Source organism: Microcoleus sp. B7-D4 (assembly GCF_036705125.1).
In the GTDB taxonomy this organism is placed as follows: domain Bacteria; phylum Cyanobacteriota; class Cyanobacteriia; order Cyanobacteriales; family Microcoleaceae; genus Microcoleus.
In genome coordinates, this window is sequence record NZ_JAUBTT010000060.1 from 42,957 (window position 1) to 53,886 (window position 10,930).

Consider the following 10,930-nt stretch of genomic DNA (forward strand, 5'->3'; position numbering starts at 1 on the left):
GCTTAAAAAAACCGCCGCCTGTCAGTCAGGCGACGGTTTTTTTTTATGAACCACAGAGGCCACAGAGGACACAGAGAAAGAGAAAAGAGAGAGCAGAAAGAATGAAAAGAAGTTGACAAATGATGAGACAGCAGATTGCTGTATTTGCTGCAATTAAGGATGAATTGTGCCATCTGGCATTTTAGCTTCTTGCAAGCTAGCATTTGAGAAGTCCGCGCATCCCATGAGGTTGAAACGCATTGTGGCTCCTCGATCCGTTGCTTTCATATTGAAACCAACTACTGCATTTTCTGGGTTATTCTGTTCTGGAACAGCGGTGACATTAAAATCCATATTTGCTTCTTTTTCATTAGCCTCAAGGTTGAAAGTGATGCCGGCACAGCCCAAATCAGCTCCCGTCAGGTTGGCTTTATTTAAGTTGGCATTTTTGAGGTTGGCATTGGCTAATTTGGATCCTGATAAGTTAGCACCTTCTAAGTTGGCTCCCTGCAAGTTGACTCCTTGCAAGTCTAATCCTTTTAGGTTGGCCTTGCTGAAATTGCATTCGGGACACTGTTTGGTTTCCAGCAATTGCTTGACTTGATTTTGTTGATTTGAAAAAGTTAGATATTTTGCCGCAGTAAATATAACTGCGATCGACAAAGCAGCAGTAAGTAAATTCTTTAATTTCATAAATATCCGAAAAGCTTCGGGGGCTTTCTCTCGCGGTTAATAGATATCTACAAGAGTGCGATCGACCTCTCCAGAATTCCCCCACTAAAATTGCAGGCATCTCCCACAAGCACTCTGGTGCAATTAAACACCGCCGGACTTATAAATCCCGCATCCTTTGCCTCGCCCGTCCTGCTTTGAGCTTCGCACTCGCCCCCTCGGTCTGCTTCACTTTGCTTTGAGCAGTCCACAAACGGAATTTATTTTTACCCGAAGGCGCGCATTGGCCTATACCTGGAGACTGAAATAAAAGAAACTTTATTTATATCCCTGGAATGAGTAAATTTTCGAGAGACTTGAGGATGATTAATATACAAACGCAATACCGTACCTGCGCTGTTAAGTTCTCAGCAACTACTTTGGTCAAAATTGCTTTGAGAAATTAGTTTACTCTAAAAACTGTTGGCAGCAGCTCAGGTTCCTCAACCTCGCCAGAACACACTCTACCTATAATCCCGACAATTCGGAGCGGCAATGAACACAATCAAACCCGAACCCCAAAGATCGCGCTTCATGGCTCTGCTGCTGACAACGCTGCTGACATTTCCCTTTGTGAGTGCTTGCGGTTCTAGCCAGCAAAATTCCGCTCCTCCGCCTCCTGTTGACAACACTCGCGCTGGAGGAGTGCAAACTAATCGTGCCTCCACTCCTTCCCCTTCCCCACAAGCCAAAAAAGGACTGAGCAATGCTCAAAAAGTAGGGATTACTTTAGCAGGAGCAGCAGCCCTTTACTACATCTACAATCAGCACAAAAATAAACAAGAAAAGGGGCCGCAGGGAAAACATTACCTTTCCAAAAACGGTCGCGTTTACTACCGTGATGCCCAGAATCGCGCGGTCTGGGTAACGCCCCCGCCTGAAGGAATTAAAGTTCCGGAGTCCGAGGCAGTGCGTTACCGCGAATTCCAGGGGTACAACAACCAAAATACCGGTCGAGACCTTACTACCTTGCCGGAAGCTACAAGTCCTGTTCCGGCACAGTAGTCTAAGCATTTGAGATTTTAGATTGCAGGTTCCCTGACTTTCAATTAAATCTGGGATTCCCAATCTAAAACAGTCGTTTTTCAACACATAAAAAAGAGGAACTTTATCATGGTAGACGGATTTTTGCGGAAGTTAAAAGATGCGATCGTCGGGCCAGACAGCGAGCAACTCGATCCTGATGGCAATTACCAAGATGCCTCCAATGCCGGACAGTACGGCAACGTGACTCCAGCCAGCCAAGACCCCTACGGCGACCCGGCTGAGTACGGAGAGTACGGCAACCTGACTCCAGCCAGCCAAGACCCCTACGGCGACCCCGCAGACTACGCCGGTTCGGGAGAGTACGGCAACCTGACTCCAGCCAGCCAAGACCCCTACGGCGACCCCGCAGACTACGCCGGTACAGACTACGGACAGTTCGGCAACCTGACTCCGGCCAGCGAAGACCCCTACGGCGACCCCGCAGACTACGTAGCGGATGCTGGAATGTTCGGCAATGTGAGCCCGGCCAGCGAAGATCCCTACGGCGACCCGGCGGATGAAGAAGGGTTTAGTTAACGCCGTTGGCTAGAAAAATTACCTGGTAAGCAACAGCACCCCTACGGGGGTGTTTTTTTGTTGGGAGCTAGCAGCGGTATCTTATGTTATTTAAAGATTGAGAAATATTTACATTCTTTTCTTGTTTTTGTTTTTAAATTTGTTTTGTTGTGTTATCGTCTGAGAAGCACAGAAAATTTTAGGAGCTATGGCACAGGATCTTGCCCGCGAACAGCTCGTCAAATGGCTCACAGAGCAAATTGACCAGCAGAAGTCAGAACTTGCTGAAGTACAAGCGAAAGCTGTACAACTAAAAGAAAGTATTCTTTATTACGAGAGTACGCTGGCGCAGGTAGCTCCTGATGAAGTGGCATCAAAACCTACAGATGTGGTTTCCGAAACAGAAACACTGACTTTGAATGAGAGTCAAGTAGCTTCGACAAGTTCTCTTGGTGCAGAGGAACATCTAAAAGGAGGCCTAGCCAATGTTAGTTTTGCTTTTGAAGATGCAGGTCTTGAAAAAGCAATCTCTCAAAACAGACATCAGCGTAACCCTGTGGAGATAAAGCGTCCTCAGTACCTGGGGCTGACCTTTGCAGAATCCATAGAAAAGGTTTTGAATGCTCATCAAGAGCCAATGCTAGCCGATCGGATTGTCGAAGCTATATTTGACGCGGAATCTGAAGAGGAATTTTGGCGAGCCAAAAACTCCTTGAGCGTAGAATTGCGTCGGGGCGCAGAGACACATAAAAGGTGGAAAAAGCTTGGTCGAAATCTTTATGCTTCAAATTTGTGCAACGAATAATCAGAGTCAAATAATGCGAGCAACACGATGATGACACCGCAAATGATATTTTCTCCGTTAACAAACAGCGACGATGCTTTGAGTTCCTAATTCAAAGTATCGCCGCTGCATTCTACTTGGGGATGTGGCGGAACTGGAAAACGCATCCGGCTCCTAACCGGATAACCTGCCAGGGTTTTTGTGGGTTCGAGTCCCACCATCCCCACAGATAAGGATCTTGCTCGGTAGTGGCTTTGGGCTATAAACCTGAGCTGCAAGAATTTAATTTCTTGCGGTCTAGAGTTTCTTGTGCTTTTATCATAGCACATTTGTCAACCCTTAGCTATTACCACACGGTCACAAATATGTCAAGACTGTTTTGGATTTTAGTGGAGGTTTTTTTGCGATGGGGAAATTACGGAGTAAGAACATGAATTACAAAGGTTTAGTGATTCATTGTCAGCAAAACGGTGGGCTAATCTGCCTGACCGATATGTGGAAAGCTGCCGGGTCTGTTAAATCCCAAGAGCTAGATAAGTGGTTGATACAGAAGCGTATCTGTGAACGGCTGTTGGAATTAGTGCTTGAAGCTAAGCTTGAGTTAAAACCCGTTGTCGAGAGAACTTTTGTAGAACAACCAGTCGCTAACTCTGCATGTAAAAAATACAGAGCTTGGGCAAGCCAAGTCAGAAAATTAGCTAAAGATGTTGGTCTGATATCAACTCGGGGAGGTATAGGCGGTGGAACTTATGCCATAGACAAGATAGCCATCGAATATGCCGAATCCTTGTCTACAGAGTTTCGTGATTGGGCGCGAAATGCTGTCAAAGAAAGGATTGAAGAAGAAGTAGATCCAGAACTCGGCGTTCGCCGTAGTCGGCAAAGGGCAGTTAAAAATTGGGAAAAGCAAGGCAAAAGCCGTGAATATATTGGAGCCCGTCTTGACTCTATTCCCAAAGAAGACTTTTACGAGGCAGCGTTGTATGAACATGGGGTTCAGGCTCCACTGCACTTTGCTCATTGCAAGGCGAGGGTGTATCAGCCGATCATTGGTACTACGGAAGATTTCCGAACAGCCAGAGGATTGAAAAAAAGACAAAACTGCAAAGATGGCATGACAATGGAGGAACTGGCTGCTACAGATTTTGCCAAAGTTCTCAGTGCCAAGCGGATCAACACGCTCAATCCTAATGGGGTGAGCTCATGCGCTAGCATCTCCCATTCCACAGCGCAGCAAGTTGCTCATCTGCTCAATCAGTAGCCTGGTTAACTTAGTACACTATGCTGCTTGCTTACGTTTACAAGCTGAATCCATCGCCCAAACAAGCTCAAACAATCGAGCGGTGGATTCATTTGCTTCGCTTGCAATACAACTTTAGAGTTAGGGAGCGAACAGAAGCCTACGAGCAAGCAAGATTTCCTGTTATGGGGAACTACTGCTTCATAGAAACTCAAGCCGAGTGTTGCCCCCTTGCTTGCTCGTTAAGCAAAGGTGCTTTGTACGGCAATCCTTGGACAGCAAAAGGCAAGAAAAGAACTCCACTCGCTCAACAAGATGCCAATTTGGTTGACCTGAAGCAAGAGCGTCCTTGGTATAGAGAAATCTATCACCATGTTTTGCAACAAATGCTAAAACAGGTTGATGCTGCTTTTGGGCGCTTTTTCCGAGGATTGGGCAAATATCCGAAAACAAAGCGGCAGGGTAAATTTCGCTCTTTCACCTACCCGCCGGGAGATGTCGCCTTTAAAGGGAATAAAGTCCGACTTCCCGGTATTGGCTGGATGTCGTTTTTTCAGTCCCGACCATTTCCCAATGCTTTCAGCATTCGTTCCGTCACAGTGCGGAAAAAAGCAGATGGCTTTTATATTTCTGTTTTGTTGCAAGATGAGTCGGTTCCAGATGTTCCAGCAGCAAATCAAGTTAAAACAGCAGTAGGAGTAGATCTGGGTATCAAGAAGCTAATGTCTCTGAGTACGGGACAAACCATTGCCAATCCCAGATTTTATCAACAGATGGAGCGTCCGCGATCGCAACTAAACCGTGCTATCAGCCACAAGGTTGTAGGTTCCCGCCGCAGAAGAAAAGCCTGCCAGCGCTTAGCAAGACTGGAACAAAAAGTTGCTAATCGACGAGAGGATTACCAATGGAAGATAGCTAATAGCTTGGTCAAGCAGTTTGACCTGATTGTGTTTGAGAATCTTAATATTCAAGGCATGATGGCACGCTGCAAACCAAAGCAGGATGAAAACGGAAAGTATTTGCCTAACGGTCAATCTGCTAAATCTGGACTGAACAAAGCCATTACTGATGCTGCTTGGGGTTCCTTAAAACAGAAAGTCAAGATTTTGTCCGAAAGGGCGGGCGTTCTGGTTTATGAAGCGGTACCTCACTTTAGCTCTCAGGAATGCAGCGAGTGCGGGTATGTAAGTCCCACAAATCGAGATCTGGAGAAGTTTATCTGCCAAGAGTGCGGCCATCATGAGGATGCCGATGTGGATGCTGCAAAAGTTATTTTGCAGCGCGGCCTGGATGGACTGGGAATTTATTTGGATGCTGTACCGAGAGTCCCTCGGAAACAGGATAAAAGTACGCCCGAGGAGCCTGTTGGAAGACAGGGAAAATCATCCGCGTTGGTGGGTGAGCCTGGGAACCCTAAGAGAGTTCCAGCAATGGGAGTTATTGGAGTGGAGGGGAGTTTGAGCGATCGACTCTCGGCCTTTATGGCTGTCAATTGAAATCGGGTGTGTCTGACCAAGTTGCGATAGCCCAAAAATTAGGCATTTTCTCAAAAACGGAGAGGGTGGGATTTGAATTAGCGCTGAGTTCTCAATCGACGCTTTTACGTTGTTCTAGCCATTTTTTGTGCCTACTCTGAAAGTCCTGTTTTGGATTTGAGCGAATACCGAGCGACTTGCTGTACGCTGTCTACAGCAAGCAAACTCGGCATTATTATAGTAGGGAGCGAAAGATGAGCGAAAAGTCTAATCCAGTCACGGCAAGTACCACTGGAGACTACCTGGTTGGTTACGAGCGGATTCTGGACTACTTCAAACAAGCACAGAAGGAATGCCCCAAGGGCGTAGGGCTAAAAAGAGACAGGAAAGCTAGCGGTGGCTACATAACACTTCAATTCAAGTTAGGCGTCAAGCGAGTCAATAAAGCCTGCGGATGTTACCTGACAATGCAAGGGATTACTGATGCTTTGAGGAGGGCCCACCTAGTCGCTAGCGCTTTAGAATCACTAAAAACCGAGTCTCAGTTTTTGGCTTGGTATGATGATGTGATTCTAGAAAAGAACGTCATCAAAAATGATTTAATGACGTTCGGTGAGGCGATAGCAAGAGTAGAAAAAGAATATTGGGATGGACACACAAAGCGTCGTCAACCTCGCGACAAGAACAATCCTAGCCATCAATATAGTTGGCAATGTGTTTACGGACATTATTTCAAACTATTGCCCCAAAACACAGTCCTGAACCTGGCAGACATTCTACTGGTAGTTCACAGCAAGCAAGTAGGAACTAAATGTTTTAAAAACTGCTTGTGCGCTATGCGTAAGCTTGCTGAGACTGTTGGTAACACTGACTTGCTTATTCGCCTTAAAGAAATTAACGGCACGCAGACACTGTTCAGAGAAGACCTTCAGTCTATATCAGTGGATGAATTTTTTAAATTTCACGAAGAAGTTTTAGCTATCTCCGATGATAAACGATACAACTTAGAATCACGCAAACGATGGCTGTGGGTATTCTCAATGCAGGTGGTGTATGGTTTCCGAGTACATGAAGTATTCGCAATTCAGAACGTCAACGAACCGTTTAAGACAAAAGATGGGATTACTATTCCGGCACTGAGTGAACCAAGTAACACAAAAATGATTGCCGTAGTAGGCGAAAGAACCAAGTTGGAAACTACGACTAAGACTGGCTACCGATTGTGTGTGCCAATGCTTCCTCCTACTCATTCGGATTTAATCGAACGATTGGGAATCAAATTAGGGCAATTGCCTGAAGTTAGGTTGACATCGAACAATCCAAAGACAATTTTTGGTGCATATAATGACCGTGCGTGGGCTACTTTAAAAAGATGGAATAAGGGCTTTACTCAGTCTCACGCTTTACGCCACCTAGCTAATCTCAACGGTCAAATGGCAGGGATGTCCCAGGAAACAAGAGCTAAAAGCTTGGGACATTCAACACAGATGAATGAAGGTACTTATAAAAAACGAGCCAATACTAAGACGACAATTGACTTGCTAACTCATTCAACAAAAGAAGCTATTCCTCTTGGTAGCGCGATCGGGGTGCTTAAGCAGTTGGGAAGTGACGAGAAAAGTATCAAACTGCTAGCTGCTATTTATGGCATTACACCCCACGAAGTGATGGAGTTGCTAACTCAATAATTTGAAACAAAACTTTACACTTCCTGTGTTGACAAGGAACTGTAAGTCTGCAATCGTGAGTAACTAAGGAAGATTGATGCGCGGTTGACGAGCACTGACAATGCTAGCCAAACCACGACTTCCCCAAACCGTTGTACTAGAACGTTTGGAGCCTATAAATTATGCCACTTTCAGACGATTGTCCTTGCGGACGATCGCAACTCTTTACGTTTGAGTCAAGCGACAAAATTGTGATTGACCGCAAAACGTTTGACCGAGTTTTTTTATTGGTTCGTCGTAGCGTGGACGAACTTGCCAATGCTCGCCACCGAGAAATTTTTCTTGAATGTCTTGATACTTGCCTGACTAAATCTAAATTTTTGGATGATGCAGGGTGTTTTCAAGCTTCCTTGTTACTGGATGCTTACTACGAATACGTTCCAGCAAGTCTTGTACTTCTTGGCAATAGGTTAGAGGAAGCTTTTAAGTTAATGCAGGCGGTTGAACATGACTAAACCCATTGTCAGCTACCGTCGCATCGACCAACTCAAGGCGATCGCTTTTTCCTGTGGTTTCACCAATGAAAACGCCCGACAGTTTGGCAAGCTTTCAAAAACTTCTACGTGGGAAACGCTGCTTGAAGTATACCTTGTTGACCGCGAGACACTAGACACGCTGCTAGACAAACCACTAGACAACGTAGACGTTGTAGACACTACTGTAGACACGGCACCTGACTTGCTTCGTGTAGACGGTTTTGTAGACAGTGTAGACACCCTTGATTGGACTAACGACGGTTCATTTCCTGTGTGTGGCTTCACCCGCCAGAATTCCACCAACTTCTTCGACTGGGTTGATTTAGGACAACTTATTGCTGTTTTGCTCGCATCTGCGGGAGTATTTATGCTGGCAATGTCCATGTGGCGACAAATCAACCCCCTGAATTTATTTCCCTCCCCAGTTCGCATCAACATTCAAATCGGGACAAAATTATGAGCTTACAACTGCGCCTTTTCGGCGGCAATTCTGATGCTGGAAAACTTACTGCCAGCAACGACGGCAACCACGCGATCGACAAATCTAAGGTATTAGCGCAAACCGACGTGGGGGTAATTACCCCAAACTCACCGGGCAATTTTGGCAGCATCCGCACCGCACCCGTAGTGCCCGATCCTCGATATTTCAATAAGGAAGAAGCCCAGGGCTTGAAGAAGTTGGCAAAGGAAAAGACCGAAGACGCGAGGCACGCTAAAAAGGCCTATAAATCCTTGAGCCAGATTGAAGTAGCAGATGCCACAGTACACAAGAGCCACCGCAAATACGAAGGTGTGGTGGCTGGTGAGGAATTGAAGAAAGTGCGATCGAACGCCGGACTCGCTAAAAAACTTCATGGACTCCGACCGGGATACGCGAAGCTCGGCTTAGGGATTGATAAAGCTGAGAATTCAGCGCGGGAACGGATTGATGCAATCAAAGCTCGATTGACGGGGGCGAACTAATGAAAGCGATGTATCTGGCAAACTACTTCCTTGCCGGATGCGTCGCTTTCTCCCTTTTGGGGTGGATAGCGAGTCTGCATCCGATGGCAATGAAAGCCGTCTTATTCCTGTTAGCAGCGATTGCGATTGCGTGGGGGTTGAGCTGGTTGCTTGACTATTCCCTGAGCAAGTTGCTCAAGATTTCAGTGGCTGACTTACAGGCTGTTTTAATCGGCGGTTTGGCGATGCTGCTGATTGGTTTGGGGGTATTTCTATGCAGCTAAAACTGTTTATGTTGAGCGCGTCCTCTGTAGTGCTGTGGTTGACTCCACTAGCAGCACTAGACAAAACGCTAGACACTCACAAAGCACTGCAAGGGGTAAGCCTGTGTGCTGCGATTGCTTGTGCCGTTTCCGCTGGAAATATCGCCCGTCAATTAGCTGACGAGGGAGAAGTTGAGGAGTTGAAACTGAGAGCGATTAAAGCTGATGTAGAAGATGAAATCAGCACGAGCGTCTATGTTTCACAGCAACAAAGACAGCAGGAAGCTGAACTTATCCTGACTTCCCCTGGCGTTGACGTGGAAGCTAGCCGTCAAGCGCTGGAAGCTATATACAGTGGCGATTTACAGGAAACTGCTTCCGCTTCCGACTCTCCTGATTACCCTATATACTTGGAAGTTTGTAAGTCAATGGAAGCGGGTAAGTCTGTGACTTGGATTGTTGAGAATGTACTCAAAATGGGAGGGCGCAAATTTGCAGATGGCAAGGTAAAATTAGAGTCAATTTTGAAACAGTTTGAGGGTAAACTCAATGAGTGAATCACTACAACTAGGAAGCCTCCGAGTGATAGGAACTAAAACAGAAATTACAAACACCTTGGCATTTTTAAGAACTAAGGGTTGCGTGTGGAATAGCAAGGAAAAATATCATGCTCAACGGGGTGACGCAAATAAGTTTGCCTATTACCTAAATAACGTAAGAACATCCCTTGTAATAACATCCGCACCCACAGCACCCAATCCCAACGAACCACAGCCGAAGCCCTATGACGCGGTGTTGGGTGGCAAGAAGCGAGCGAACCAAACTTGAGGTAAAATTCAAGACAAGTAAAACAGTCCTAGCCCCGCAAGGGTGGCCCTAAAAACAAGGGTGCTCTAGGTTATCTGTTAAGACCAAATAGGCAATTGGTGGAGTCCCAGGCTGTAGCGACGCAGCTTAATCTATAGGCGACTCTCGGCCGTTTAGACCGAGAAAAAGCTTTGGAATCAGAAAGAGTAGGCGCAAGATGTTCGGCTTGAGTGGGTTTTTGAAATATCCTTAAGCAAATTTCTGCGGGAATCTTTCCAAAGTAGAGTCATGCGGGAGGGCGGATCTAAGCAGAGTCCGGGAAACTGGCAGCTACGCGGGCTGCGCGTACCAAGGATGCAACACACCAATTTACAAACCCTAAGCTGAAGAACCCATTGGTACGGGGAAACTGGCTTTTTTCACCATGTTTTTTTGGTGAACAAGAGCTAGGTTCCAAATTTTAGCTATATCTCAAAACCCACAAACACCAAAAAACCGCTGCTTTCAATTGGAACCTGAGCGCAACGGTTTTGAGGCTTATCCACATTCAGCTCGTCTTAGGGTCGAGCCAAATTTATGTACGACAATTCTACTCCGAACAACGACCAAACTTCAAGCACCCCCAAAAAATTCGACATCCGTGAGCATCTCGACAAACTGGAACCAGGCAAAGCCAAAAATTACTATATTTGCCCTGTTTGCGAAGGTCACAGCTTAGGGATTGACTCCAAGAACGGCAAGTACCAATGCTGGACGAACGCTTGCTCAACCGTTGATATTCGGGAAGCTATCCGACCATTGGCTGAATTTTTAGCAGAGTGTGAAGAAGAAAAACTTAAGCAACAGGTAAGTAAACCACAGGCATCAAAGCCAAAAGCCAAAAAGAAGGAATACCTACCCGTACCAGTTCCGATCGGCGCGAAACTTCTGAGATTACCTGCACCCGGAAAACCACCTCGCACCGAACAACCTAAATACTTTCCT

The 10,930-nt window shown here is 46.1% G+C and carries 14 protein-coding genes, 1 tRNA gene and 1 pseudogene; 14 read left to right on the forward strand and 2 right to left on the reverse strand.

The window, feature by feature from the left end; genetic code table 11:
• Positions 1-153 precede the first annotated feature (153 nt).
• Together QUB12_RS23155 and QUB12_RS23160 are read right to left on the reverse strand one after the other, a co-directional pair.
• Positions 154-672: a pentapeptide repeat-containing protein gene (locus QUB12_RS23155; protein ID WP_333308538.1), complete on the reverse strand. Its 519-nt coding sequence runs from the start codon at positions 670-672 to the stop codon at positions 154-156.
• A 47-nt stretch (positions 673-719) separates the two neighbouring features.
• Positions 720-902 (reverse strand): hypothetical protein, encoded by a 183-nt coding sequence (locus tag QUB12_RS23160; RefSeq protein ID WP_333308540.1) that lies wholly within the window; start codon positions 900-902, stop codon positions 720-722.
• A gap of 283 nt (positions 903-1,185) precedes the next feature.
• On the opposite strand from QUB12_RS23160, the gene QUB12_RS23165 reads away from it, so the two are divergent.
• From QUB12_RS23165 to QUB12_RS23230, 14 genes and pseudogenes are all read left to right on the forward strand, one after another.
• Positions 1,186-1,695: a hypothetical protein gene (locus QUB12_RS23165; RefSeq protein WP_333308542.1), complete on the forward strand. Its 510-nt coding sequence runs from the start codon at positions 1,186-1,188 to the stop codon at positions 1,693-1,695.
• Positions 1,696-1,803: 108 nt separating this feature from the next.
• Positions 1,804-2,253, forward strand: coding sequence for a translation initiation factor (locus tag QUB12_RS23170; RefSeq protein WP_333308544.1), 450 nt, complete (start codon positions 1,804-1,806; stop codon positions 2,251-2,253).
• A gap of 187 nt (positions 2,254-2,440) precedes the next feature.
• The gene (locus tag QUB12_RS23175) at positions 2,441-3,037 is read left to right on the forward strand and encodes a hypothetical protein (RefSeq protein WP_333308546.1); all 597 of its coding nucleotides are present in this window, start codon (positions 2,441-2,443) and stop codon (positions 3,035-3,037) included.
• A gap of 118 nt (positions 3,038-3,155) precedes the next feature.
• Positions 3,156-3,242 (forward strand) — tRNA-Arg (locus tag QUB12_RS23180).
• A 204-nt stretch (positions 3,243-3,446) separates the two neighbouring features.
• Complete coding sequence (locus QUB12_RS23185) at positions 3,447-4,277, forward strand: KilA-N domain-containing protein (RefSeq protein ID WP_333157310.1); 831 nt, start codon at positions 3,447-3,449, stop codon at positions 4,275-4,277.
• 20 nt (positions 4,278-4,297) lie between these two features.
• Positions 4,298-5,752 (forward strand): transposase, encoded by a 1,455-nt coding sequence (locus tag QUB12_RS23190; protein ID WP_333308548.1) that lies wholly within the window; start codon positions 4,298-4,300, stop codon positions 5,750-5,752.
• Between the two features lie 233 nt (positions 5,753-5,985).
• Complete coding sequence (locus QUB12_RS23195; RefSeq protein WP_333308550.1) at positions 5,986-7,419, forward strand: hypothetical protein; 1,434 nt, start codon at positions 5,986-5,988, stop codon at positions 7,417-7,419.
• Between the two features lie 161 nt (positions 7,420-7,580).
• The gene (locus QUB12_RS23200; protein WP_333308552.1) at positions 7,581-7,913 is read left to right on the forward strand and encodes a hypothetical protein; all 333 of its coding nucleotides are present in this window, start codon (positions 7,581-7,583) and stop codon (positions 7,911-7,913) included.
• Entirely contained in the window at positions 7,906-8,394 is a 489-nt protein-coding gene (locus QUB12_RS23205; protein ID WP_333308554.1) for a hypothetical protein, read from the forward strand. Before QUB12_RS23200 ends, QUB12_RS23205 begins: the two co-directional genes overlap by 8 nt.
• Positions 8,391-8,897 (forward strand): hypothetical protein, encoded by a 507-nt coding sequence (locus QUB12_RS23210; protein ID WP_333308556.1) that lies wholly within the window; start codon positions 8,391-8,393, stop codon positions 8,895-8,897. Before QUB12_RS23205 ends, QUB12_RS23210 begins: the two co-directional genes overlap by 4 nt.
• On the forward strand, positions 8,897-9,160 hold the full coding sequence (locus QUB12_RS23215) for a hypothetical protein (protein ID WP_333308558.1): 264 nt from the start codon (positions 8,897-8,899) through the stop codon (positions 9,158-9,160). The genes QUB12_RS23210 and QUB12_RS23215 overlap by 1 nt, the downstream gene beginning before the upstream one ends.
• Positions 9,151-9,696, forward strand: coding sequence for a hypothetical protein (locus tag QUB12_RS23220; protein ID WP_333308560.1), 546 nt, complete (start codon positions 9,151-9,153; stop codon positions 9,694-9,696). The genes QUB12_RS23215 and QUB12_RS23220 overlap by 10 nt, the downstream gene beginning before the upstream one ends.
• The gene (locus tag QUB12_RS23225) at positions 9,689-9,967 is read left to right on the forward strand and encodes a hypothetical protein (RefSeq protein ID WP_333308562.1); all 279 of its coding nucleotides are present in this window, start codon (positions 9,689-9,691) and stop codon (positions 9,965-9,967) included. The genes QUB12_RS23220 and QUB12_RS23225 overlap by 8 nt, the downstream gene beginning before the upstream one ends.
• Positions 9,968-10,522: 555 nt before the next feature.
• Positions 10,523-10,930 (forward strand): annotated as a pseudogene (locus QUB12_RS23230) (DUF5906 domain-containing protein); the annotation flags it as partial.

Coding starts and splice junctions, on each gene's coding strand:
- QUB12_RS23155 (WP_333308538.1), bottom strand. CDS start 672: ATGAAATTAAAGAATTTACTTACTGCTGCTTTGTCGATCGCAGTTATA.
- QUB12_RS23165 (WP_333308542.1), top strand. CDS start 1,186: ATGAACACAATCAAACCCGAACCCCAAAGATCGCGCTTCATGGCTCTG.
- QUB12_RS23170 (WP_333308544.1), top strand. CDS start 1,804: ATGGTAGACGGATTTTTGCGGAAGTTAAAAGATGCGATCGTCGGGCCA.
- QUB12_RS23175 (WP_333308546.1), top strand. CDS start 2,441: ATGGCACAGGATCTTGCCCGCGAACAGCTCGTCAAATGGCTCACAGAG.
- QUB12_RS23185 (WP_333157310.1), top strand. CDS start 3,447: ATGAATTACAAAGGTTTAGTGATTCATTGTCAGCAAAACGGTGGGCTA.
- QUB12_RS23190 (WP_333308548.1), top strand. CDS start 4,298: ATGCTGCTTGCTTACGTTTACAAGCTGAATCCATCGCCCAAACAAGCT.
- QUB12_RS23195 (WP_333308550.1), top strand. CDS start 5,986: ATGAGCGAAAAGTCTAATCCAGTCACGGCAAGTACCACTGGAGACTAC.
- QUB12_RS23200 (WP_333308552.1), top strand. CDS start 7,581: ATGCCACTTTCAGACGATTGTCCTTGCGGACGATCGCAACTCTTTACG.
- QUB12_RS23205 (WP_333308554.1), top strand. CDS start 7,906: ATGACTAAACCCATTGTCAGCTACCGTCGCATCGACCAACTCAAGGCG.
- QUB12_RS23210 (WP_333308556.1), top strand. CDS start 8,391: ATGAGCTTACAACTGCGCCTTTTCGGCGGCAATTCTGATGCTGGAAAA.
- QUB12_RS23215 (WP_333308558.1), top strand. CDS start 8,897: ATGAAAGCGATGTATCTGGCAAACTACTTCCTTGCCGGATGCGTCGCT.
- QUB12_RS23220 (WP_333308560.1), top strand. CDS start 9,151: ATGCAGCTAAAACTGTTTATGTTGAGCGCGTCCTCTGTAGTGCTGTGG.
- QUB12_RS23225 (WP_333308562.1), top strand. CDS start 9,689: ATGAGTGAATCACTACAACTAGGAAGCCTCCGAGTGATAGGAACTAAA.